We start from the raw sequence: 23,367 nt of genomic DNA, 5'->3' as shown, positions 1-23,367 counted from the left end.
AAGATAAAGATGGAGTGGAGTCTGACGCAGAGTAAGCTGCTGGCGTTTCACCGTTTGATGCGTACAGATAAGCCTATTGGCGCGTTGCTGCTGCTCTGGCCGACGCTTTGGGCGCTATGGGTGGCGACGCCGGGTATGCCTCAGCTGTGGATTTTGGCAGTTTTTGTCGCTGGCGTGTGGTTAATGCGCGCGGCGGGCTGCGTGGTGAATGATTATGCCGATCGTAAATTTGACGGACATGTAAAACGTACGGTCAACCGACCTTTACCCAGCGGCGCCGTGACAGAGAAAGAAGCGCGCAACCTGTTTGTGGTGCTGGTGCTGCTGGCGTTTCTGTTGGTGCTGACGCTGAACGCCATGACGATTCTGCTTTCCGTAGCGGCGCTGGCGTTGGCCTGGGTTTATCCCTTTATGAAACGCTACACCCACCTGCCGCAGGTCGTGCTGGGGGCCGCTTTCGGCTGGTCAATCCCCATGGCGTTCGCCGCGGTGAGCGAATCCCTGCCGTTGAGCTGCTGGCTGATGTTCCTCGCCAATATTCTCTGGGCGGTTGCTTACGATACGCAATATGCGATGGTCGACAGAGATGATGATATCAAGATAGGCATTAAATCGACGGCGATCCTGTTTGGTCGTTATGACACATTGATTATCGGGATTCTGCAGCTTGGCGTCATGGCGTTAATGGCGCTGATCGGCTGGTTGAATGGTCTGGGATGGGGATATTACTGGGCTGTGCTGGTGGCGGGCGCGCTGTTTGTCTACCAGCAAAAACTGATTGCGAACCGTGAACGTGAAGCCTGCTTTAAAGCCTTTATGAACAATAACTACGTTGGCCTGGTGCTATTTTTAGGGCTGGCGATGAGTTACTGGCACTTCTGATGTCATGCCGGGCGAACCCGGCCTGCAAAGCCAAAATTTTCAATACGTCATATCAGTCGCCCGATAAGCTTACGCCATCGGGCATTTCAGGCACTGGCTTACTCGCCCTGCGTCGCGCTTTCAATCGTCAGACGGACATCAGAGGTAATCAGATCGGCAAGCATCTGATATATCTTCATCGTTTCTGCCGGTTCGGCATCGCCCGTATCACTGATATAACCCTCATCCCGTAGCGTCAACACGAGTGAACTGAACACCGCTTTGTCGAAAAACTCCGGCGCGTTAATACCGTGCAGGACAGACAGACGTTGCGCCACGGTACGGCTTTCTTTCTCCAGCGTACTGCGGTTGATGGACGGATTGGCGCTCAACAGCCAGAACGTAATGGCATAACGCTGTAGCGTTTCGCGCGCGCCTGCCGCCAGCAGCTGCAGCGTACGGGAATGCGTCGGGTTGATATGCAGTTCATCATCCTGCAGGGTAATTAGCCCCTGACGCTGCATTTCACTGGCCAGCGCGTCAATGACCGAGGCTAACTCCTCGCGCTCCCAGCGCAGGAACAGCTCCGCTTTTAACATCGGATAGAGCGCTTCAACATGCTGCTGCAACGCATCACGCGAAATGCGACGATGCTGGGTGATAATCGCCGCCATCAGCGAAGGCATAATCAACATATGCGCGATATTATTACGATAATAGGTCATCAACACCGCCTGCTCGCGCGGCAGAATGATGATATCGCCAATGGTGTCTTTCTCGACCTCAAACTTATTCATCTGCAGCGCGTGAGCGATGAGCTCGCCAGCGCTGGCGGCAGGAACGGTTGAGTCTGTGGAATAAGGGACATTGCGCATCAGATCGAGATAGCAATCAAGCTGCTCGGTGAGCTGCTCGCGGGTGAGCGAGCGCTGACGCGACGCTAACAGCGCGGTACAACACAGGTTCATCGCGTTTGCCGCGCCAGCGTTGTTAATACGCACCATCAGATCGGCGGCGATACTATTTACCGTCGGCGTCAGCCAGGCTGGGCGTATGGCCTCTATAGGGTCTATAGATTCGCGCCACTCCGGCACATGCTGGTTCAGGTACGTCATGAGCGGCATCGGTTCGCCAAAGTTAACGTAGCCCTGACCCAGATTGCGCAGCTTGCTCAAGCCTTTCAGCATCTGCGGCAGGCTCTCTTTCTCTTTTGTCGCGCCGCGCAGCTCTTTCGCATAGGTGCCCACTTCCATGACGTGCTCATAGCCGATGTAAATAGGCACTAACGTAATTGGACGGGTACCGCCGCGCAGCATCGCCTGGATAGTCATCGACAGGGTGCCGGTTTTCGGATCTAACAAACGTCCGGTACGCGAACGTCCTCCTTCGACAAAATATTCTACGGAGTAGCCGCGGCTGAACAGCTCGCCCAGGTATTCGCGAAAGACGGTGGAATAGAGTTTATTCCCCTTAAAGGTGCGACGAATAAAGAACGCGCCCAGACGACGGAAAATTGGGCCAGCGGGCCAGAAATTAAGGTTAATACCGGCGGCAATGTGCGGCGGAACCAGCCCCTGATGGTACAGCACATAAGAAAGGAGCAAATAGTCCATATGGCTGCGGTGACAGGGCACATAGACGATTTCATGCCCGTCGTGCGCCAGTTGGCGTACGCGCTCGGCGTTATGCACGTTAATCCCCTGGTACAGTCGGTTCCAGGTAAACCCCAAAATCCTGTCGGTCAAACGAATCATCTCGTAAGAGAAGTTCGCCGCGATCTCTTCCATCAGCGCAATGGCGTTTTGCTGCGCTTTTTCATGAGAGATTTTTTTACTGCGCGCTTCGTCTTCTACCGCGCGGGCGATCGCTTTCGAGGCCAGCAGTTTGTTAAACAGATCCTGACGGGCGGGCAGGCGTGGGCCAACCGCCGCCAGGCGCTGGCGGGCAAAGTGCATACGCGCCACGCGAGCCAGCTTCTGCGCGATGATTTTATCGGTGCCGTGTTCATCAGCCATGCGACGCAATGAGACGGACGGCGAGAATCGGACAAAGCTATCGCGACCCAGCCAGGAGATGGCAAAGAATTTCTGTACGCCGTTCAGCATACGTAAAGGCGGGTTATCTTCTCCCTTTTCACGACCCGGCGCGCGGCCAAACATCACGGAAACGGGCACCATCTGCACGTCCAAAGCCGGATTACTCCGATGCAGATCGAGATAATCGTGAAAAAGTTTCACCGACTCTTCTTTTGGCGTGTAATAGGTAAAGACACGCGGTCCGCCGTGAATAAATACATAGCGTGGCAGCAGCGCGCCGTCGATCTCCAGCGGCTCCAGCGGATCCGGGAGATCGTGCGCCAGACATTGCGCCCGCAGCGTCAGTAAGTCCGCTTTTGAGTTGTATGGCAAGACATACATAATGGGGCGAGAAGTATCGAGCCCCAATTCCTGGGCGGGTTCCGCCGGAATAGACTTGCTTTTTACCAGTATGCTTAATGGTAAATTCAGTAATTTGTAGTAAATTCGTGGCCAGCCGGACATAAACGATGTAAAGCCTCTGGTTAATAATGCAAATGCGGTGCAAGGATATCAGAAAGTTTAGCGAATTTCTGTTGTATCCCGTCATACTTCGCGCTGCGTTACGGCAGTCCGAATCGTGCAGGGCAACCGTATAATGTCATTGACGTTAATAATGTAAAAAGGTTCTTTTGATGGCCAATAATACCACTGGATTCACCAGAATTATCAAAGCGGCAGGATATTCCTGGAAAGGATTTCGCGCCGCATGGACTCACGAAGCGGCGTTTCGCCAGGAAAGCCTTGCGGTATTGCTGGGCGTCATCATCGCCTGCTGGCTGGATGTGGATGCGATTACCCGTGTGTTATTGATAGGTTCCGTTTTACTTATCATGATTGTTGAAATCCTCAACAGCGCTATTGAAGCGGTCGTGGACCGCATCGGTTCTGAATACCATGAGCTTTCCGGCCGTGCGAAAGATATGGGATCGGCTGCGGTGCTGCTGTCTATTTTCGTTGCCCTGATGACCTGGGGCATCCTGTTATGGTCACATTTTCGATAAAGGTTCCAAATTTTATAAATCTCTTGTTTTTTGCGCCGTTTGTGGTTCCAAAATCACCTTTAACTGTATATACTCACAGCATGACTGTATATACACCCAGGGGGCGGAATGAAAGCGTTAACGGCCAGGCAACAAGAGGTGTTTGATCTCATCCGGGATCACATCAGCCAGACAGGTATGCCACCGACGCGTGCGGAAATCGCGCAGCGTTTGGGGTTCCGTTCCCCAAACGCTGCGGAAGAACACCTTAAAGCGCTGGCGCGCAAAGGGGTGCTTGAAATCGTTTCCGGCGCATCGCGAGGTATCCGTCTGTTACAGGAAGAAGAGGACGGATTACCGCTTGTCGGGCGTGTCGCGGCGGGTGAACCGCTTCTGGCGCAGCAGCATATTGAAGGCCATTACCAGGTCGATCCTTCACTGTTCAAACCCAGCGCCGATTTCCTGCTGCGCGTGAGCGGTATGTCGATGAAAGACATCGGTATTATGGATGGGGATTTGCTGGCGGTACATAAAACGCAGGACGTCCGTAATGGCCAGGTGGTTGTCGCTCGCATTGACGATGAAGTGACAGTAAAACGCCTGAAAAAGCAGGGCAATAAAGTGGAGCTGCTGCCGGAAAACAGCGAGTTTACACCGATAGTGGTGGATCTGCGCGAACAAAGCTTTACGATTGAAGGGCTGGCGGTAGGCGTCATTCGCAACGGGGAATGGTTGTAATCTCGTTTTAATCTCCTTGTAAGCCGTCATCCGGCAATCGTGCAGCCTGATGGCGCTGCGCTTATCAGGCCTACGGGAATGCAGTTCCTGAGATGATTAATTTGTAGGCCGGATAAGGCGTTACGTTGCCATCCGGCAATGCGCTCGTTTCGTTTAACTCCTTGTCAGGCTTTTCTCCATGCCGCTTTTTACCTCCTCTGATAAAGCTCTCTGGCGTCTCGCGCTGCCGATGATTTTTTCTAACATCACCGTCCCCTTGCTGGGGCTGGTCGATACGGCGGTGATTGGTCATCTGGACAGCCCGGTTTTCCTGGGCGGCGTGGCGGTGGGCGCGACTGCCACCAGCTTTCTTTTCATGCTGCTGCTATTTCTACGTATGAGCACCACCGGCCTAACGGCGCAGGCATTTGGCGCCAAAAATCCGCAGGCGTTAGCCCGGGCGCTCATTCAACCGTTATTACTGGCGCTGGGCGCTGGCGTGATGATTGTGCTATTTCGCACGCCGCTTATCGAGCTGGCTTTACATATTGTCGGCGGGAACGACGCTGTCCTGGTGCAAGCGAGACGCTTCCTTGAAATTCGTTGGCTAAGCGCTCCCGCGTCACTGGCGAATCTGGTGCTGCTCGGTTGGCTGTTAGGCGTTCAGTATGCGCGGGCGCCGGTTATCTTGTTGGTCGTGGGCAATATCCTCAACATCGCGCTCGACCTGTGGCTGGTGATGGGGCTTCATATGAACGTGCAGGGTGCTGCCCTGGCGACGGTCATCGCAGAATATGTCACGTTACTGATCGGCCTCATGATGGTACGTAAAGTTCTCCATCTCCGCGGTGTGTCGTTGGATATGCTAAAACAGGCCTGGCGCGGCAACGTGCGCCGCCTTTTGGCGCTCAATCGCGATATCATGCTGCGCTCATTGCTCCTTCAGCTTTGTTTTGGCGCAATCACGGTGTCAGGCGCGCGGCTGGGCAGCGATATTATCGCGGTAAATGCAGTCCTGATGACCTTACTCACCTTTACGGCCTATGCGCTGGACGGTTTTGCTTATGCGGTGGAGGCGCACTCCGGTCAGGCTTACGGCGCGCGTGACGGTAGCAAGCTACTGGACGTCTGGCGAGCGGCGTGTCGTCAGTCAGGAATTGTGGCCTTGTTGTTTTCCACAGTCTATGCCCTGGCAGGCGAACATATTGTCGCGTTACTGACCTCATTGCCGCAAATACAGCTACTGGCGGATCGGTATCTTATCTGGCAGGTGGTATTACCGCTGGTGGGCGTATGGTGCTATCTGCTCGACGGTATGTTTATTGGCGCGACGCGCGCCGCCGAAATGCGCAATAGCATGGCAGTCGCCGCGGGAGGATTTGCGCTGACGCTCTTCGCCCTGCCGGTATTAGGAAATCATGGTTTATGGCTGGCATTAACCGTGTTCCTGGCGCTTCGCGGTCTGTCGTTGAGCCTTATCTGGCGTCGTCACTGGCGCGAGGGTACATGGTTTGCCAGATCGTGACGGTTAAAAATTCTGAATATAAAACCGAAGGCCGAATTCCTGCCTACAATTATTATCACGTCCAGCAGAAATTGCAGTGCATTTGGGCGAATAACACCTGCTATTCCTAACCGAATGATGAGGACAAGATGATGAATAAAGACGAAGCCGGCGGTAACTGGAAACAGTTTAAAGGTAAAATGAAAGAACAATGGGGCAAACTGACCGATGACGATATGACCGTTATCGAAGGTAAACGCGACCAACTGGTAGGTAAAATCCAGGAGCGTTACGGTTACCAGAAAGATCAGGCGGAAAAAGAGGTTGTTGACTGGGAAACCCGTAACAACTATCGCTGGTAATATGTTTTCCCCTACCAGGAGTACATGGATGTGCTTCCCACTGTTTGCTTATGAATGCGGGCGTGCCCCTCTCTCATTGCCGCCCGTTTTCCGTTCAGGCTAACGCGGTTTTTTCTTCACCAGCACCGAGTGATCGTGACCACAGTCGCCCGGATGGCGACACGCTTCCACTTCTACGCACGCAGGGCACAGACCGTGCGCCTCAATAACGTTATGTCGTAGCGCAAAGCCCATTTTAGCCGCCAGCGTATGCATGATGTCTTCCACGCCCTCGGCACACTCTTCCTTCACCACGCCGCAACGATCGCAGATAAACATGGCCGAGCTGTGCGTCGGCTGGTCGAACAGGTGGCAAACCACATAACTATTGGTGGATTCCACTTTATGGACAAAACCCTGTTCGAGCAAAAAATCCAGCGCGCGGTAAATGGTGGGCGGTTTGGCCTGTGGTTCCGTTTCGCGCAGCAAATCGAGCAAATCGTATGCGCTGATGGCACCCTGTTGCAGACTCATCAGGCGCAGCACTTCGAGGCGCTGAGGCGTCAGGCGCACGTTGCGCTGCGCGCAGAGTTTTTCAGCTTGCGCCAGTAACTCTTGCGTTGTGGTCTTTTCCATGTAGCACCTCGAATGGCATGAAAGTCTAATCCGTTACTTTACCACGAGCTGCTTAAAACTCTGAAATTACCCCGCGACAATATATCGCCTGCTAAGCTTTTCCGCGCCAGTATTCTCATCTATACATAATGAGGGTCGATATTATAACAACAGGATTTAACATCACTATTTCACAGCAATAGTTCGCCTCTGTCCGGTAAAGCGTGGCGGAGGAATTACTTCACCTGATAATAAGATGGGCTAACTGTGAACAAAAACGTCAAACTTTCACTGATTGCTATCGCGGTCTCGCTTTTTATGGCAAAGCAGGCGAGCGCCGCCAATACCTGGACGGAAGCGCGTAATGACGCAATGGGCGGGACGGGCGTTGCGTCCGCGAATTATGGCAGCGGAGTACTATTAAATCCGGCGTTACTGGCAAAAGCCAAACCGGAAGACAATATCACTGTTGTCCTTCCTGCGGTCGGCGTCCAGATTACGGATAAAGACAATCTCCAGGATGAAATTGACGATATCAGCGATAAAGTGGATTACTACGATGAGGTCGTCGATAACCTTACGCTGGGGCAAATTCTGCTCAATCCGCGAGGCGTGCTGAATCAATTTCAGGGCGCCGCGCGCGACCTGGCCGATGAGCTGGAATATCTCAACGGAAAAACCGCCCGCGCCAATGCCGGCGCCGGGTTGGCGGTAAGTATTCCAGGGCAAACGCTTTCCGTGGCGTTTATCGCCAAAGGTTATGCGCATGGGCGCGTGAGTTCGTCCATTGATCAGAACGATATTCAGTATCTGCGCGATATCCAGCATGATGAACGTGTCGCGCTTCGTGAAGCAGGACGCGCTGCTTTGCTGGGGTCTGACGAAATTACAAAGCATTTAAACTCTACCGCGTCGGGGCGGGTAGCGATTGTATCTGACTACGGTATTGCGCTGGCGAAGCAGTTTGTGGTGGGCGAGGTGCCTGTTTCCATTGGCGTTACGCCAAAACTGCAAAAAACCTGGCTCTATAACTACACCACCTCAATTTATAACTACGACAGTAGCGACTGGAATAGCAGCCGTTATCGCAATGACGATACGGGTTTTAACATTGATGCGGGGCTTGCTGCCGATATCGGTGAAAACTGGACGCTGGGGGTGAGCGGACAAAATCTGGTATCTCGCGATATCGATACGAAAGATATTTACATCACTAATGGTATGACGGGAGAAACCACCAACTACAAAGATACATACCAAATCCGCCCCCTGGTTACCGCGGGCATCGCATGGCATAACGATTTGCTGACCGTAAGCGCCGATGGCGATCTGACGGAAACGAAAGGCTTTAAGAGCGAAGACAATTCACAGTACGTTGGCGTCGGCGCTGAAGTTCGACCGTTGTCATGGCTGGCGGTGCGCGCAGGGTATCGTGCGGATGTGAAAAATAACGATAGCAATGTGGTTACCGGCGGTCTTGGCTTTGCGCCCTTTAACCGTGTGCATCTCGATTTAATGGGACTGTACGGCGAAGATGAAACCTGGGGGGCAGGCGCGCAGCTTACAATGACATTCTGAGGTGCTTTCACCGGAGGCGCTACGCCTCCGGTTTAGCGTTATGCTATAGTAACGCCCCTTTTTTAACCGGATGCTTATTTATTCGCCATGCAGCCTGAAACCCAGTCCTCCGCTTTACCTGCTTATCGCTTCTCCATCGCGCCTATGCTCGATAGATAAGATGTATCATGTAAATCAATAAGTTGAAATTTCATGGTGTACTATTGGTGTACCGAAGGGATATTAACGCGGGGATTACTGGAAGTGTTTTAGCTCTTTTTTCGCTTCTTTTCTTTGGTTGTCTATGTACTCCGCAAGGTCACTCACATGCACCATACGGGGCGCTTTCTGGGTATTACCGATACGGAATGTTGGCAACGGCAAATCCCCACAACCGGCTTTCTTGTCCGCCGTTGAAGGCTTCATGCCGAGATAACGCTCCGCTATTTCGGATAGCGGAATAGTAGGCGTTTCAAATTCCGCCATCAATAAAAACATTGTATTCATTTCAGGCCTCTCAATCAAAATAACCGACGGCACTCAGGCCGCCGTATGCTGGTTGTTAAATCAGGTCTGCGTAGCAGGTAAAATTACCGAACTGCGGATGTGACCAGCGCTTGCGTTTGCCTTCCGGCGCGGTGGATTCACGTAGCAGTCTTTCAGCGGCTTTTTTCATTTCCGGAAGGTTGACGAGCATTCCACGAAGTCCACCGTTGGAGCGTACCGGCACTTTGAAAAAGCCGATCAACTTACGACATGCGGAATCGGACAATCCTGTTTCCCATGCGGCTTTACTGACCGGTACATATTCGCCTTCGGGTTGCCGGGCATACACAGGCGCAGCCGTTTCTGTTGGATACGACGGAAGGGTAATGACCTCCGCCATAGCTTTCATCGTGGCTGATGCGGTTGCTTCCGCAATGACGCGCGCGATCTGGACGATACCCTCGTTAACCTGAATAGCTGGTGCCGGTTGTACCGGGGGTGGGAGGATTACGGGGCGAGGCTGCTCTAACTCAAGCTTCATTGCCTGCCATTGCTCAATCAGCGCCAGTCGGCGTTTTGCGTCATAGCCGGTAACGAGGGTCATCGATAAAGATTCATTGAGTAAAATCTCGTCAGTAACCTGGCGACCGTTGTGCTCCTTGCTCTTAACTATAAACCCTTTAAAATCAATAGAGTCCAGTTCTGGACTATAGATTTGTAACTGCTCAAGCATAGCCAGAATGTCCCGTACAACATGTTTGTGCTGTTTGCCGGTGACTTCTGCAATTTTCCGACTGCCCATCATGGGTTGCTTGGTGCCAGCTATCGGTGATAAAGTTGATTCGTTCATAGAACAATCTCCATTCAGTATAAAATTGCGCTGATAGTTACGGCTATCAGCGTGTTTTGTTCATTCATCCCACGGCAAATTTGCGGCATCCCTTGCGGCCTGTTGCGCAAAATCCACCAGTTCAAAAGCCAGTTGTTCCCCTTTCTCCAGCGAACCAAGAAGCCTTGCCGTCTCCAGAAAGTCCGCGATATACCCGAAAATGTCTGCATGATGTAACTGCGTTATCCTGATAGCCATAGCGTTAACCTCGTTTTGTACTCATTGCGAGAACTATAAATATTAGTACTCACAGTGAGGCTTGAAGTCAACAAGTTTGTGAGGCACTTTGTACTCACATTTTTGAGGGCTGTTTGATGAGCAAAAGAGATGACCCGCAGTTGAGGGTTCGCATACCGGAATCGCTGAAAGAAGGCCTGGAGAAAAAAGCACGGGCTAATAAAAGAACCCTGACAGCCGAAATTGTTACGAGGCTTGAAGCTACTATGTCCCAGGATGATTTATTACATACATCCAGGGGGTTTGAAGAAACGGTTGATGAAATCAGTCTACTCTGGAAGCGTATTGAAAAACTAAAGTCTACATACGAACGAGAGTACCAGGCCGAGTGGGTTTTTAACAATAAAGGCGAATTGATTGAAGTTATGGATCGTCTTAAAGAATTGTTAAATCCCGAGCATGAATAGCAAGATCATCTCGCAGACTTTCGCGAAGCCGCCGGGTTATTTCGGCGGTTAGAGTGCGATCATTATCCCTGGCTGATTTTTCCAATGCGTCTTTCAGGTCCTGCGGTATGCGAACCCGTAACTGCGGGTCTTCACGTTTTCCCATATCAAAACCCTCTCTTCTTCATGGCATCGAGCAGGATGTCCTGCACTGTTCGTTTTGAGTTGCGCCGCTCCATTACCATTTCGTCCATAGTACCGGCGGCGATGATGTGGTGAATGAACACCGGGCGGTTGTGTCCGGCCTGAATCTGCCGGGTTGGCCCGATGCGTTCGATAATTTGCTGGTACTGCTCCAGGTCCCACCAGTGCGAGAAAAACACCAGTATGTTACCGCCGTCCTGCATGTTCAGGCCGTGGCCTGCGCTGGCGGGATGCGCGAAAAGAACCGGTATCTTTCCGGCGTTCCAGTCGCGCAGCGTCTGTGGGTCCTGGTCGAGGTGACGGCCTTTCGGGAATGCTTTAAGCAGTCGTTCAAGGTCGTGTTTCCAGTGGTAGGCAACCAGCACTGGTGCGCCGGCTGCTTCGGTCAGTATGCTGTCAAGCGCCTGTAGCTTGGCATCGTGCAGTTCTGACCAGCTTCCGGTGTCGTCGGTGTATATCGCGCCGCTGGCAATTTGCAGACATTTCACCGTCTTTGCTGCCGCGTTCGGGGCTTCGATACCCTCGCCGTTCAGCTCAAGGAACATTTCCTTTTCCATTTCGCGATACTGCTGGCGGGCCTTCGGCGGCATATCCACGCGGATCACGTTATGGATGGGCTCCTGAATATCGAACCAGTCGGCGGCATCCAGGGAGATAGTCACATCGGCCAGCGCGCGCTGTATTTCGTCCTGCGAGTGGGCGAACGGCTCCAGCTTCGTCCAGCTTTGACCAGGAAACTGTATCGAGTTGAACCAGCGGGAAGTAAACGCGCCGTAAGTGCGCCCGAGTCGCTGGCCCTGGTCAACAAACCACGCCTGCCCCCACAAATCTATAAGGCCGTTAGGTGCGGGCGTACCGGTGAGGTTCATCCAGCGCCGGACGTGCTTATGTGCCACTTTGCCCAGCGCCGCAGCGCGCTTACCGCCACCGCGCAGCCGGAAGGATTTCAGCCTGGTGCTTTCATCTGCAATCACGGTAGCGAACGGCCAGCGGTCGCCCAGCGTTTCAACCAGCCACACCAGATTATCGTAGTTGATGGTGAACACGCTGGCGTTGCTGTTCGCCAGCGCCGCAACGCGCGCTTTGGCACTACCGACAATCGGCTGCATCTCGATATTGCGCAGATGCGCCCATTTCACCGCTTCATCCGGCCAGGTGCTGGCGGCCACGCGCAGCGGTGCGAGCACCAGCGCGGGCTGTGTTTCCGCTCCCGCCATGAAGAGGTCTTCCAGCGCGGTAAGCGTCGCTATTGTTTTGCCCATCCCCATACCACACCAGACGTTGCAGCGGGGGATGTCGATTTCGTGGTTGATAATGAGATGCTGATAATCGCGGGGAGTGAAAATTGCAGGTGGCATCTTCACCTCGCTAATCGTTGTGTAATAGCGGCATTGAGCATTAACTGTGCGTAAAGGACTGGTGCGAGTACTTTTGGCATTTTATTAAATCCCAAAGCGGCAAAAGCACGTTTTATTGAGTCCGGTACTAACCGAAGGTTACTAATCTGATTATTGGTTTTGTCATTATCCAGATGGATAACTGTATATCCCGCAGGCACGGGTCCGTTTATGCATTCCCATACATAGCAATCAAGCCGAATATATTTTTTCCCCACTTTAATGCGCTGTGCCTGATAGGTATGGTTTGTGGTTCCTTTCGTCCAGCCACGGCTTTTTAATACACCCTGGATATTCTCGGGGAATTTTGAGGTATTGAATCTTCGGTTAAATTTAGCGGTCAGTTCCTGTAAGTTTTCCCATCGGTTTGCATAGATAAAAGTTAATTGTTCATCCGAATATTTCCCCTGAAGGGCTATAAACTTATACAAACCTTCAGTACGTAGCTTAATCCGGATTGCGTAAGTGCTTTTATTTGTCCCGAAATGCGCATTAAATTCATCAGTCAGTTCTTTTATGGTTTTACCCTTGCAGTTCTGGGCTAAATATAAGTTCTGAAATTCAGTGTATCTTTCGCTCATTTTTCCAGCCCCATGACTTTTGGAACACCTCCGGCAGTGCCTTCGTATACGGCTTTTTGCGCATAAAGTGCGATCCGGTAGGTATTAACCATCGTGTTACAGATATCCACAACTGATTTTGCTCTCGCCAGTTCTTCCTGTAATACCTCGCCTTTAATATTCGGGTCGGTAACAGTTTCCAGCATGGCAAACTGGTGATTCATTAAGTCCTGAATAGTGTTTTTCACAATAGCCCCTCCAGATTTTTGCTGGCCAGCACCATCACGCTAAAGCCCAGCGCACGTAGCCGTTCGTGTTCGCGCAACTGGTCGGCGCGTGGTGGTTTGCCGGGTGATTTGCATTCGACGAAGACGAGACGGCCACCAGGTAACAGAACAAGGCGATCCGGTACCGAACGACGACCGGGCGATATAAACTTATAAGCCACACCGCCGACCTTTTTCACTTCGGCGACGAGGTGCTTTTCGATAAGACTTTCGCGGTAGTACGTCATCCTTTCACTCCCTCTTTCAGCCTTTCGCGCCCGATTTGCATCAGGCAGAAATCAGAACGGCGCTCGCTCCAGTCCTGATTAAGTTCGTTGCGTGATTCGCGGTTGGCTTTGGCCCATACCTTCGCCGCGCGCCGGTAATCGCCTTCCCGTTCGATGCGCACAGCCTCCCGCGCAGTACGGTAATAAAGCGGACTGTCCCGATATTTAAATGACATAGTGCTTACTCTTTGCGGTAATGGTACGCCTCAAAGCCGCCAGCGTTCAGCGGAATGTCGGGTGCCCATTGGGGGTTAGTGGAGAGCAGCGCGGAAAGCGCCGTATCGTTGAAACCGTCAGTGTCCGGCGCTTCTGTCAGCACCTCATCGTGTACTGTCAGTACAATGCTGTAACCGGCAGCTTCGACCAGCGGCATGTTCCCTGCCAGAACGTCGCGGGCAGCGGCCTGCGTGACGTTTTCTACCAGTTTCCCGCCGTATGTGCGCAGGCGCTGCCACTTACGCGAATAGGGATTGATACCCATGTAGCTGATTTCGTTGTTTGCCAGCCGGATACCCGGATAGCAGACGGCGCGACCGGAAGGCAGAACGATACGCAGCCAGCCTCCATCACGCCGTATTTTCAGCTTACGGCAGATAACGGTTGTTCCCGGTTGTGCAATGGCGCGTTTAACGTCATCTGCCAGTTCATACCAGAAGGCTACGGTTTCCGGATGCGCGTTGCGCCACATGCGTTTCAGTGAATCGCAGACGATAAATACCGGCTCAGAAAGCCCGTAGGTTTTCTTCTGTTTCACCGATTCGTCATACCAGCGTTTTGCCTCCTGGCGGATACCTGCCGGAATGCCTGGCAGGGCAGCGACTGCCAGCGCGTCAAGGTCCAGCGCGTAGGCCGCAGCGAAGGTGACAAACGCCGCCACACCGCCACCGTAGCCTAAGCCCAGCTCCATCACCTTGCCGATCTGACGCTGGTCTTTGGTCACGTCGTCCGGCGATATGTGAAATGCACGGGCATAGGCCAGCTTGTACAGGTCAGCACCGTGGCCTTCGTCGTAGTCCCTGAATGCGCTGATTTTCCAGTGTTCACCGGCAAGCCAGGCCAGCATACGACCTTCGATGTTTGAGAGGTCGGAAACCACCAGTTTTTTACGCGGCGGTGCGATGATACTGGCGCGAAGTGCGGAACTGGTTAACTGCATAATGTCGTCACACAGCAGGTCTGCACATCCGGCTTTTAGGGCTTCAATACCGGAATCAATATCGGACTGTTCCAGTGCTGGTCTTGGTAAATTCTGGGGCTGAAATAAGCGACCCGCCCAGCGGCCTGTACGCGATGCGCCGCAGAACTGCAATGTGCCGCGCAGTCGTCCGTCACTGCTCACGCAGTTAATCAGCTTTTTGTACTTGCTTACACTGGTGGTACAGGATTGCAGCCTTACCGCCAGCAGTTCACGCAGTGCGGGCGGTGTATCCGGATCGGCAATACGCCGTTCCAGCGTGGCGGCCTGCATGTCAGGTAGTTCTATACCGAAAGAGGTTGCGATATGCCGCAGCATGGCATCGCGCTGAGTGGCTGCCTGCACCTCGTTGTCTGTCATGTCCTGCGTGCGTTCTGCAAGGCTCTTCTGCTCCTGCTCAACGGCGGCAATAGCCGACAGCGCAAGGTCAGTATCAATAGCAACGCCGCGGCAGTTAATACGCTGGTCAAGACACCACAACGCGCGCTCTTCCGGGGTGAAGTTCCAGCGTGGTAATTTGCGGTATATTTCCCGCATGGCCTCAATATCAGACCCCGCATAACTGACAAAGCGTTTCCATTCTTCCGGATGCGTCTGTCGTGTGGCGCGGCGAATTTTGCTGTTTTTGGGTCTGGGCTTGCAGAACAGCAAAATAAGCTGGCGACCGGCTTTATCTTTTGCCTTGTCAGAATCCACACTGAGGATATCGCAAAGGTCAGACAGTGAACCGGGCAGGCCGTGCGCGAGCGCCTGTACCATCGTGTCGTGTATGCGTTCCGGCGGCAGGTCGATACCCATCGCGGGGCGTAACACTACTGAGTCAAACATCCCACCGTTGTGCCAGACGGTCATTACCGTCGGGTCGTTCAGCGCATCGCGGAGATCAGATGGCATGGGTTGCCCCGTGGTCACGTCCCATACCTGTACGGGCTGGTCGTCCAGAGCATACGCAAACAGCATCACTTCGGCTTTCTCAGCGTAGCGATGCGTACCACAGTTAATGGGCGTTTCGCTGAACGTTTCCAGATCAGCATAGAGTAAAGGCATGGGAACCTCCGGAGATCAAAATAGCTTCGCGATGTCCACGCCGTAAACTTCCACCCATGCCTGACGGGGGTAGCACAGCATACGGTCATCACTTTTCGGGTCAAAACAATAGGTATCCGGCATGTTGTGGTCGTCGCACCAGTTCATCAAACGGCGGTAGCCGTACCACATTCCCGTTGCACGCCATACCGCGCGGGTTGATGCCCATTCCTTACTCGCGCCAAGCAACGCCGCCATTTCTTCACGTTCTTTTATGGCATTATTTGCAAGACGCTGGTAAACCGCATTTCGCTGGCACGCCGTCGCCTCACGTGTCTGGCTGATTTGCGCTTTAGTGCGGATGGCTTCGTCGCGCTCTTCTGCAAGTTTCTCGTTCTCTTTTGCAAGCTCCAGCGCTAATGCCAGCGCTTCAACTTTCGTCTGCGGAACGGGGAATTGTGAGGTGGATTGACCCGCTTTTTCTTTTTCGAGTTCCATCCAGCGATCTACTAGTCTGGCAGTAAACTTAGGGGACAACTGAGCCACTACAATAATGCTGTCACGTTTACCCTGTTCACCTTCAAAAACATATACTTCTTCTTTTTGTTTCAAACCTAACCCATTGATTCTTCCACAAACCTCAATTTGAGGTTTGTGGATAACGCCCTTTTCTGCCAGTGTTTCAATGGTACGTTTGACATTGTCAGGGCGTAATTCCACCAGGTCAGAGATCTCTTTGTGTGTCATCGAAATGGGGTTGGTTGTTGCTAATAAAGACATGGTTGATTCAGGCATAGCTAAGTCCTCGTTATTTAAAACGCGTTGGTTACAAAAAGCCCCTGTCAGTGCAGGGGCAGGGAATGGGTTAACGTTGTTGTGAAGGCGGTATGTATTTACCGATACGGCTTTCTATCGTTGGGAGAATGCACATACTGTCGTTGAAGCGGTCATATAGTTTGTAGACCAGCTTAGAGTCAAGCATTTCCAGGGCAGGGCGTATTTGTGCTTCCCATGCTTCATTGATACGGCGGAAGTTATGGCAGATAGCGCGAAGATTGCCGATGAACATTTCCTTTTCGGCTTCGCTGATTTCTGGCTTTGATTTCTGAATGCGTTTCGTGCTGCCGTTCTGGTAGAAACGCTGTTGCGCAGCGACTGCTTCATCCACTGTAGGGTAAACGCCAATATAAACAGATTGCTCGCCATCCCACGCGTATGCACGGTACGGGTTATATTTGCTTTGGTGATGGTAAACCATTTTCGGCAGACATTCGCGATGGGGAGCTAACACCGTAGAAGATCGCGGAACGGTAGTTTCTTTCTCGATCAGGTCGAGTACCCATTTGCGAAACTCCTTCGCCACTGGAGTGCTGGCGAACATAGCTATCAGATGCGCACCACGCAGGGAGAAAATACGCCGTGAGACCCGTAAATTCCCCGAGGTACTCGATTTGAGTACCTCGGACATACCGGGTGTGAACTCGTCGGAATTGCGGTTATACAGTACCGTTATTCTTTTTGTATCTGAATACTCAAGTGCTTTAGCCAGGGTAGCGGCGGTAAACCAGGGTTTACCTTCGTGCTCGACAGCTTCCAGAATGCGGGATTTGAATACGAGTTGAGTGTTCATCTTTATGTCCTTTGCATTTGTTCAGAATACCCTGTGTTCAGCAGGGCGGCCAGGTACTTGAACACCGTGCAAAGTCGGCCCGTATCCTTAGCCTTTCGGCTGTTGTTCGGTATACGCGCTACCCGACCATATCTGAAAAATGGACATAAAAAATCCGCATGTCTGTCGGGTGCGGCGTCCGCTTTGCAAGGTGTGTTCAGCACCTGTAGCGGACTATATCCCCGGCATTGCGGATTTGTCAAATCGCAAAATTTTGCAGATTACAGACAGCAAAAACCCCCGAACTGGTGAGGAACAGGGGTTTTTACTTTACAACTTTCGCGGTATGCACGCTTCAACAAGGAGATTATCATCAAACTTGCAAAATTTTGCAAGTTTAACGTAGCCCCTCATACATACCCTCGCTACAATACGTCCTGTTGTTGCGAACGCCCCGCACTCCTTGCTGAAACGCCGATTTTTCCCCATTGAAACGAGTGGTGTCGTCAAAGCTCTGGCACGGAATGCGGCATGCACGCTTCAACGCTGTTGCACGTTCAGCTTTGGGGAAATGGAAGGGCTAAGCTGAACGGCTGCATTCCCTGTACAGGGGAAAAGCGGATGATTGAGATATTAACCGTTATTAAACTGGTACTCGAAATCATTGTTGCAATCCTGCAATTGATCAAACCGTTACCTTAAACGTTTGAAACGCACCTGAGGCGCGGCGGCTACCACCCGTTGCGCCTCTGACAAACACCTGATTATATTTTGTACTTTGATTCCCCCATTTCGGGGAACCAAAGTATAAATTTTAACCTGTTTTTCATGAGTGCCTGCTTTGGTAACCCTCTCAGGCGGCGAGGGTTCCTTCGCTGTACCCCTACAGCGAGAACCACAGTATCATCCGATCACCCCTACAGCATGAGAGTGATTAAGATGATTGACCTTTCGTCAGGTGTTACCCTGATTAAGCAGGTATATGACCTCATTAGCGCCATCAAGACCGCGCGTGATAAAAAGCAGGTAGATGAGGCCGTCGGTGAACTTCAACAGAAAATAGCGGAGTTACAGATGTTTAATGCGGCAGTTACGGATCTCTATTCGGCGGAGCGTGCACACGGTCGTGAGCTTGAGGATAAGCTCAATCAGCTCGAAGAGTTCGAAGTTAAACGCGTCAATTATATATTTCACGCTACGGCGGCGGGGTCGTGGGTTCTGATCCCGAAGACGCATGTAGAATCTAAAGAGCCTCATATATACTTTTGTGCCTGCTGTTTCGAGAGCCGAGTAATATCTGTCCTTCAGCCCAAGCCAGACCTTTTGTTTCACGGCGGTTACTATATCCATTATTGCCCCCGGTGTAAGAACGAGTACGCAACGGATGCGGTTTTTCCGGACCCGGACGACTGAGTTCATGTTGAATGCTTTTGAAGACGCGAAAAAACGGGTACTGGAGCTGATAAACCGTCGGCTTAACCGTATTACTGCCCCGGGGTTTCAGAAGACCATGGAATGATTATCGGGGGGATCTGCCGGATTTTCAGTTTCGACAGAAACTCATCCGGCTCCCCCGCCACATACAGAATAAATTCTTCGGTCACCCTGTCCGTCAGCAGCATTGCAACAAACCGGGCTTTTTTTCCGTCAGTCGATATGCGTTCCCATGCGCTACCTGTTGTTGCGTGCTTTGGTTTAATATATTTCCCGACCCACGCCCGCCATTCTTCGGGGGTACAGGCTTCTGTTTCTTCGGGTAATTGTTTCATATAACCCACCTTGTTTTCGCTCTCAGGCCGTCACCGCCACTGTTATCATTGGCAGCGGTGATCAGCGCCCACCATTTAAAATTAATCATGCTCAGCCAGCCGTATTCCCGTAGCTTCATCATCTCTCGCAATTTCCACCGATATATCTTCGAAGTGATGATAACCCTTATTAACGAGCGCCAGCTTTGCTTTATACAGCGCATCGCCTAATCCGTCAGCCTTAAGGGTAACGGCTAATTTTACCTCATCAGCCATACCCGGATCAGCGACAACGACCACGGTAAAGGTTTGTTCAGTCTCCATCCGCCACCTCCGTAGGCAGCCCAATCATCTCGTTCAGCGCTTCCCGGCGAATGGCAGGGGGCAGGGGAACGGCGGCATCTTCAGCAGGTAACAGTTCTTTGGCCTCCGGCCACTGTTCAAGCAGGCGCTTCACCGTTCTGGCTTTATCCAGTGCGGCGGTGACGTTCTGGCGAATGTCTGTTTCGTCACTTTTTATTTCCCTGTAAAGCGCGTCAAATCCGTAGAACTCGGTAACGAGCGGATCATCAGGTAATAAAGTGAATTTGTATGGCGTAACTTTGTAGATATGGTCTGGCTCGTCTGATTCGTTCGCACGATAATTGCCGTTGAAGTAGGCATAAGTCTGTGAGCCCGCGATATTCAGATAAATATCTCTATCCTTTTTGACAAACGTAGTGTTTGTCCGCAGTGATTCGGGCAGTTTCGCAACAAGCGCTGCAATTTTCTTTTCGGTTTTTAATACCTCAGCTTCTGCTTCCGGTCCGCCAATTGCCGCCAGCCTTACACGCTCCGCCCAGTCTGCACGGGCAGCACGCAGGGCTTTTTTACGTTGCGGAATACCGGCTTTTGCCAGTGCGTTATCCACGATTTTCTCTTTAATGGATTTATTCAGTATCGGGTTCATGGTGTTCGGTTCCTCCGGGTATGCCCGGCGTTTCGCCGGGCGTTCAGGTTTAAATGAGCGAGTCCGCGTCAGCACCTTCACTGATGTCGTCGAATTCATCCGCGGATGCCGGCTGCCCTCCGGTGAATGCGTCACCATCACGCAGGAACTGAACCCCTGACAACGACGCATTGACGCGCTTACCGAAGTTGTTATCCTGCGCCCACAGGTCGATCACCACGTTAACGTAGCACCCTGCATACGGGCGACCGTCGGCGGCAACGAGTGCCGTACGGTCACGGTCAAGAACGGTAGGGCGCGCCTTGTTGGCCGCAGACACAAACATGTTGCCCGGAAAACCATCGTACTCGGGCTTCTCGTCGCCTTTGTGCAGGCAGACGTTAAGCTTCGCACGCAGGGTTTTAAGGGTGAGTTCAGCCTTGTCACCCCATTTAGCTTTTGCCACGGCTTCAATAGCCTCGTCCACCGCCTTCACACCTGGATGGTCCGGGGGGAGAATAAACGTGGCGGAGAAACGCGGATCGCCTTCGCCGTTCACGGTTTTGGCTTCAAACAGCGCCGGAAATGCCAGTCTTACGTTATTTAACTTCACTTTCATAAATGAAACTCTCCTTTGACGGATTAAAGTAAATCAGCGACGGAAACATCGTCGAAATCATCAACTACATTCACAACCAGCGCCGGGCGCGGGTCGGATTCGGGTACTACAGTGGGTTTACCTTCCGGTCGGGTAATCAGTGCGGTCAGCTTCGGCCAGCGGCGTTCGCTTATGGCACCGGATTTGAACAGCTTCTCAGCCTGTGTCGGGCTGATAAGCTTGCGGGTGTATATCGGGTTGCCCTTGATCCTGAATGTGGTCAGGGTTTCCTCCGCCCGCGCCTCGTCGCTCCAGGTACGGTTGCCGGGTTTACCTGCAACCAGTTTAAGCCCCGGTACGGTATGGCCCGCGTGCAGTTCGCCGTTCACCCTCGTTCGTACGTCGCCACACCAGGCCTCAATAATGTCCAGCGAACGGTAGCATTCTGCCAGGTGGGCGCTGTCGCTGTTAATCAGCCGCTCCCTCGCGCCGGAAAGCTGCGGTTCCAGTGGGCGCGTCAGGTCGACGAAATCATCTGCCACAGTATTAAACACGTACTGCTCACGGGGTATGCATTTGCCCTTAACCTTACAGTAACGGCAGTGTTCTCCCGGCAAAAACGCTTCGTCGGGGATGTCCTGACCCCCGGCGGCCTGTTCTGCCAGCGCCAGTACCTCAGCGGCGATAACCTTCATTTCTTCGCCAAACTGATGCAGGGTGTTTACATCACATACGTACTCGCTGCGGTGACTGATGCGGGGCTGGTGAATGACAAGCCGGATTTGCTCAATATCAGCGACCAGTTCAAAGTCCGGCAGGGCTCCCAGTGCGTAGAGCATCAGTTGCTGGTTTTCAGTGGCATCCACACGGGTAAAGCCGTATTTCAGATCGTGGATTTGCAGCTCGTTACCCGCCAGTACCACGGCGTCTGCGGTACCGAACTGCCCGGTAATACCCAGCGCACCGGAGAAGTCGCATCGGTGCTCGATCATCAGCTCGCCCGGTTCGTGAGGCCCCTGCCAGATGGCTTCCACATACTCGCCCACCTTTTCGACCATCTCTTCATCCACCTGGTAACCTGCATCAGGTTTTGACGGATGCGCCAGCGGGTAAGTACCGAGGTACGTTCTCACGTCACAACCTGCGTATTCAGGTGGGTGTTTCTGGCGGTTGGTCAGCACAATCTCAGCCAGCCGGTGCGCGGTTGACCCTTCCACGGCATACTCCGATTCGGTGTCAGGCTCGAACTGCTCCAGCGCCAGACAGCCCCTGCACCACCGCCAGCGATGGGCTGCGGACGGTGAGAGCTTTGCGTGTGCGTCAGGCATCTTCCGCCTCCAGCTCTTTATCCAGACGGGAAATCAGTGCCGGGAGGTCCTTATCCTCAACAAACCTCAGCTTCTGAGCGCCGAAACTGTCGAGCGCGGCAACGGCCTCCGCCCTGTAGCCGCTTTTTGCCAACCGCACGAGCAGGTCCTGAGCCTGATTACGCAGTTCCGCAAAATCAGGCTCTCCGGTATCCGGTTCAGCCTTTTCCTTTTCCGCTTCCTCCTTGCGTTGCAGATACTCGACTTTGTTAATTTCCGTATAACCCGCCTCAAGGTGGGTTTTCAGCTCGTCTTCCGTACTGAGTTCACCGATTTTGCCGTCTTCATGGCGCACAAAGAACGGACCTTTACGCGGCTGCTTACTGGCCTTCTTCGGCTTCACTGTGTCACGCTCGCCCGGTTTTGCATCCAGCCAGGTTTCAGCGAATGCACGGCGGCTGGCAAGGGTCGGTAAATCCTCCTGGTTTACCAGAATGGCGCGGGCCAGTTGCAACAGAACATCTTTATGCAGTTCTGTGGCACGTTTTACCCCCAGCAATGCGCTGTCCAGCGCGTCGATCTGTATTACGCGTTTTCCACCCTCAGCATCACGGTAGTCAATCGCGCGTTGCAGCATGGTCTCGCTGAGTTCCACCTGTTCGGGGTAGAAAACCGCCAGCGCGATAACGTCACTGAACTCCAGATCGTCCAGTGCCAGCGCCGCTTTAGTTTCAGGCTGTGGCTCCGGCTTCGGTTCCGGGCGCTCTTCGCGATATTCCTGTACTTTCGCTGTGGTATCCGGGCGCATAGCCACACCAGACGCCAGCGTACTGACGAGACGCTCAAGCAGTGCGATATTGCGCGCCTGTAGTTCGTTTTGCTGCGTAAGTAACTGGTTATTAAGTTCGAGATTTGCTTCTAAGCTCATGGATTATTCCTCAATTTCTACAAACTGGCCGTCTTCGTCCAGGGTGTACCAGGTGTCAGGTTTAACGCCGTTCTCACCTACTTTGCTGGCCCGGATGTGGATTAATTCGCCTTCATCGTTGCGGTAGCAGACGACAATGGCGCTGGATTCTGAGGCGCGGGCTTTGCTCTCAATACCGAACGCGACCGCCACTGAGTGAGATCCGATCACCTCGGCGGCGGAGCGGTAGCCCGTGTTGCTGGCGGCGGAGTAGTCGCCTGTGTTGCTGGCGGCGGAGCAGTCGCCTGTGTTGCTGGCGGCGGAGCGGTAGCCCGTGTTGCTGGCGGCGGAGTAGTTGCCTGTGTTGCTGGCGGCGGAGCAGTCGCCTGTGTTGCTGGCGGCGGAGCGGTAGCCCGTGTTGCTGGCGGCGGAGTAGTCGCCTGTGTTGCTGGCGGCGGAGCAGTCGCCTGTGTTGCTGGCGGCGGAGCGGTAGCCCGTGTTGCTGGCGGCGGAGTAGTCGCCTGTGTTGCTGGCGGCGGAGCGGTAGCCCGTGTTGCTGGCGGCGGAGTAGTTGCCTGTGTTGCTGGCGGCGGAGCGGTAGCCCGTGTTGCTGGCGGCGGAGTAGTTGCCTGTGTTGCTGGCGGCGGAGCAGTCGCCTGTGTTGCTGGCGGCGGAGCAGTTGCC

The 23,367-nt window shown here is 53.0% G+C and carries 30 protein-coding genes and 2 pseudogenes; 11 read left to right on the top strand and 21 right to left on the bottom strand.

Annotated elements, in window-relative coordinates:
- The first annotated feature begins 9 nt into the window (after positions 1-9).
- A complete protein-coding gene (gene ubiA / locus HV477_RS22715; protein ID WP_000455249.1) occupies positions 10-882 on the top strand; it encodes a 4-hydroxybenzoate octaprenyltransferase in 873 nt (290 codons plus the stop codon).
- Positions 883-980: 98 nt separating this feature from the next.
- On the opposite strand, the gene plsB is transcribed toward ubiA, so the two are convergent.
- A complete protein-coding gene (gene plsB / locus HV477_RS22710) occupies positions 981-3,401 on the bottom strand; it encodes a glycerol-3-phosphate 1-O-acyltransferase PlsB (protein ID WP_000017360.1) in 2,421 nt (806 codons plus the stop codon).
- Positions 3,402-3,571: 170 nt separating this feature from the next.
- Here plsB and HV477_RS22705 point away from each other — a divergent pair, with 170 nt between their 5' ends.
- From HV477_RS22705 to HV477_RS22685, 5 genes are all read left to right on the top strand, one after another.
- Complete coding sequence (locus HV477_RS22705) at positions 3,572-3,940, top strand: diacylglycerol kinase (RefSeq protein WP_000002902.1); 369 nt, start codon at positions 3,572-3,574, stop codon at positions 3,938-3,940.
- A 108-nt stretch (positions 3,941-4,048) separates the two neighbouring features.
- On the top strand, positions 4,049-4,657 hold the full coding sequence (gene lexA, locus HV477_RS22700) for a transcriptional repressor LexA (RefSeq protein ID WP_000646079.1): 609 nt from the start codon (positions 4,049-4,051) through the stop codon (positions 4,655-4,657).
- 178 nt (positions 4,658-4,835) lie between these two features.
- Positions 4,836-6,161, top strand: coding sequence for an MATE family efflux transporter DinF (dinF, locus tag HV477_RS22695; protein WP_001128116.1), 1,326 nt, complete (start codon positions 4,836-4,838; stop codon positions 6,159-6,161).
- The gene (locus HV477_RS22690) at positions 6,158-6,271 is read left to right on the top strand and encodes a hypothetical protein (protein WP_001575282.1); all 114 of its coding nucleotides are present in this window, start codon (positions 6,158-6,160) and stop codon (positions 6,269-6,271) included. Before dinF ends, HV477_RS22690 begins: the two co-directional genes overlap by 4 nt.
- Positions 6,272-6,292: 21 nt before the next feature.
- Positions 6,293-6,502: a CsbD family protein gene (locus HV477_RS22685; protein ID WP_001030592.1), complete on the top strand. Its 210-nt coding sequence runs from the start codon at positions 6,293-6,295 to the stop codon at positions 6,500-6,502.
- A gap of 99 nt (positions 6,503-6,601) precedes the next feature.
- On the opposite strand, the gene zur is transcribed toward HV477_RS22685, so the two are convergent.
- Positions 6,602-7,117 (bottom strand): zinc uptake transcriptional repressor Zur, encoded by a 516-nt coding sequence (gene zur, locus HV477_RS22680; protein ID WP_000416271.1) that lies wholly within the window; start codon positions 7,115-7,117, stop codon positions 6,602-6,604.
- Positions 7,118-7,363: 246 nt separating this feature from the next.
- On the opposite strand from zur, the gene HV477_RS22675 reads away from it, so the two are divergent.
- A complete protein-coding gene (locus HV477_RS22675) occupies positions 7,364-8,674 on the top strand; it encodes a conjugal transfer protein TraF (RefSeq protein WP_001039339.1) in 1,311 nt (436 codons plus the stop codon).
- An 87-nt stretch (positions 8,675-8,761) separates the two neighbouring features.
- Positions 8,762-8,827, top strand: a pseudogene (locus HV477_RS28545) (hypothetical protein); the annotation flags it as partial.
- Positions 8,828-8,908: 81 nt separating this feature from the next.
- Here the strand turns inward: HV477_RS28545 and HV477_RS22670 are convergent.
- From HV477_RS22670 to HV477_RS22660, 3 genes are read right to left on the bottom strand one after another with little or no spacing between them, the layout of a single operon-like run.
- A complete protein-coding gene (locus HV477_RS22670) occupies positions 8,909-9,160 on the bottom strand; it encodes a pyocin activator PrtN family protein (RefSeq protein WP_046376880.1) in 252 nt (83 codons plus the stop codon).
- Between the two features lie 55 nt (positions 9,161-9,215).
- Complete coding sequence (locus tag HV477_RS22665) at positions 9,216-9,989, bottom strand: Rha family transcriptional regulator (RefSeq protein WP_254621697.1); 774 nt, start codon at positions 9,987-9,989, stop codon at positions 9,216-9,218.
- Positions 9,990-10,049: 60 nt separating this feature from the next.
- Complete coding sequence (locus HV477_RS22660) at positions 10,050-10,226, bottom strand: hypothetical protein (RefSeq protein ID WP_175065413.1); 177 nt, start codon at positions 10,224-10,226, stop codon at positions 10,050-10,052.
- 116 nt (positions 10,227-10,342) lie between these two features.
- Between HV477_RS22660 and HV477_RS22655 the strand changes: the two genes are divergently transcribed.
- Positions 10,343-10,672, top strand: a complete 330-nt coding sequence (locus HV477_RS22655; protein WP_175065412.1) for an Arc family DNA-binding protein — start codon at positions 10,343-10,345, stop codon at positions 10,670-10,672.
- Here HV477_RS22655 and HV477_RS22650 read toward each other — a convergent pair.
- The 9 genes from HV477_RS22650 to HV477_RS22610 all read right to left on the bottom strand — a co-directional run bounded on the left by HV477_RS22650 (position 10,641) and on the right by HV477_RS22610 (position 17,216).
- Positions 10,641-10,817, bottom strand: coding sequence for an Arc family DNA-binding protein (locus tag HV477_RS22650; RefSeq protein ID WP_175065411.1), 177 nt, complete (start codon positions 10,815-10,817; stop codon positions 10,641-10,643). The genes HV477_RS22655 and HV477_RS22650 overlap by 32 nt on opposite strands.
- Position 10,818: 1 nt before the next feature.
- Positions 10,819-12,213, bottom strand: coding sequence for a DEAD/DEAH box helicase (locus HV477_RS22645; protein WP_175065410.1), 1,395 nt, complete (start codon positions 12,211-12,213; stop codon positions 10,819-10,821).
- A 2-nt stretch (positions 12,214-12,215) separates the two neighbouring features.
- The gene (locus HV477_RS22640) at positions 12,216-12,833 is read right to left on the bottom strand and encodes an HNH endonuclease signature motif containing protein (protein WP_175065409.1); all 618 of its coding nucleotides are present in this window, start codon (positions 12,831-12,833) and stop codon (positions 12,216-12,218) included.
- A complete protein-coding gene (locus HV477_RS22635) occupies positions 12,830-13,060 on the bottom strand; it encodes a hypothetical protein (RefSeq protein ID WP_175065408.1) in 231 nt (76 codons plus the stop codon). The genes HV477_RS22640 and HV477_RS22635 overlap by 4 nt, the downstream gene beginning before the upstream one ends.
- Positions 13,057-13,326 carry a VRR-NUC domain-containing protein gene (locus HV477_RS22630; protein WP_175065407.1) on the bottom strand — a complete coding sequence of 90 codons (270 nt, stop codon included), beginning with the start codon at positions 13,324-13,326 and terminating at the stop codon, positions 13,057-13,059. Before HV477_RS22630 ends, HV477_RS22635 begins: the two co-directional genes overlap by 4 nt.
- Positions 13,323-13,541: an ANR family transcriptional regulator gene (locus tag HV477_RS22625; protein WP_046376875.1), complete on the bottom strand. Its 219-nt coding sequence runs from the start codon at positions 13,539-13,541 to the stop codon at positions 13,323-13,325. The genes HV477_RS22630 and HV477_RS22625 overlap by 4 nt, the downstream gene beginning before the upstream one ends.
- A gap of 5 nt (positions 13,542-13,546) precedes the next feature.
- Positions 13,547-15,607 carry a DNA polymerase gene (locus HV477_RS22620; RefSeq protein ID WP_175065406.1) on the bottom strand — a complete coding sequence of 687 codons (2,061 nt, stop codon included), beginning with the start codon at positions 15,605-15,607 and terminating at the stop codon, positions 13,547-13,549.
- A 15-nt stretch (positions 15,608-15,622) separates the two neighbouring features.
- A complete protein-coding gene (locus tag HV477_RS22615; RefSeq protein ID WP_175065415.1) occupies positions 15,623-16,366 on the bottom strand; it encodes a Rha family transcriptional regulator in 744 nt (247 codons plus the stop codon).
- Positions 16,367-16,451: 85 nt separating this feature from the next.
- A complete protein-coding gene (locus HV477_RS22610; RefSeq protein WP_175065405.1) occupies positions 16,452-17,216 on the bottom strand; it encodes a BRO family protein in 765 nt (254 codons plus the stop codon).
- A gap of 510 nt (positions 17,217-17,726) precedes the next feature.
- On the opposite strand from HV477_RS22610, the gene HV477_RS22605 reads away from it, so the two are divergent.
- Entirely contained in the window at positions 17,727-17,897 is a 171-nt protein-coding gene (locus tag HV477_RS22605; RefSeq protein WP_175065404.1) for a hypothetical protein, read from the top strand.
- Positions 17,898-18,134: 237 nt separating this feature from the next.
- Entirely contained in the window at positions 18,135-18,608 is a 474-nt protein-coding gene (locus HV477_RS22600) for a hypothetical protein (protein ID WP_175065403.1), read from the top strand.
- A gap of 71 nt (positions 18,609-18,679) precedes the next feature.
- On the opposite strand, the gene HV477_RS22595 is transcribed toward HV477_RS22600, so the two are convergent.
- From HV477_RS22595 to HV477_RS22565, 7 genes and pseudogenes are all read right to left on the bottom strand, one after another.
- Complete coding sequence (locus tag HV477_RS22595) at positions 18,680-18,964, bottom strand: hypothetical protein (RefSeq protein WP_175065402.1); 285 nt, start codon at positions 18,962-18,964, stop codon at positions 18,680-18,682.
- An 81-nt stretch (positions 18,965-19,045) separates the two neighbouring features.
- Positions 19,046-19,267, bottom strand: a complete 222-nt coding sequence (locus HV477_RS22590) for a hypothetical protein (RefSeq protein ID WP_046376871.1) — start codon at positions 19,265-19,267, stop codon at positions 19,046-19,048.
- Positions 19,257-19,892, bottom strand: a complete 636-nt coding sequence (locus HV477_RS22585) for an Nmad5 family putative nucleotide modification protein (protein ID WP_175065414.1) — start codon at positions 19,890-19,892, stop codon at positions 19,257-19,259. The genes HV477_RS22590 and HV477_RS22585 overlap by 11 nt, the downstream gene beginning before the upstream one ends.
- A gap of 49 nt (positions 19,893-19,941) precedes the next feature.
- Positions 19,942-20,490: a DUF2815 family protein gene (locus HV477_RS22580; RefSeq protein WP_175065401.1), complete on the bottom strand. Its 549-nt coding sequence runs from the start codon at positions 20,488-20,490 to the stop codon at positions 19,942-19,944.
- Between the two features lie 23 nt (positions 20,491-20,513).
- The gene (locus HV477_RS22575) at positions 20,514-21,797 is read right to left on the bottom strand and encodes a DUF2800 domain-containing protein (protein WP_175065400.1); all 1,284 of its coding nucleotides are present in this window, start codon (positions 21,795-21,797) and stop codon (positions 20,514-20,516) included.
- Positions 21,790-22,704, bottom strand: coding sequence for a hypothetical protein (locus HV477_RS22570; RefSeq protein WP_175065399.1), 915 nt, complete (start codon positions 22,702-22,704; stop codon positions 21,790-21,792). The genes HV477_RS22575 and HV477_RS22570 overlap by 8 nt, the downstream gene beginning before the upstream one ends.
- A gap of 3 nt (positions 22,705-22,707) precedes the next feature.
- Positions 22,708-23,367: pseudogene (locus HV477_RS22565) on the bottom strand (hypothetical protein); the annotation flags it as partial.

The organism is Salmonella sp. SG203, assembly GCF_013350575.1.
Classification (GTDB): Bacteria; Pseudomonadota; Gammaproteobacteria; order Enterobacterales; family Enterobacteriaceae; genus Salmonella; species Salmonella enterica.
Note: the sequence above shows the minus strand (reverse complement) of the source record. Positions and strands in the feature narration are given on the sequence as shown.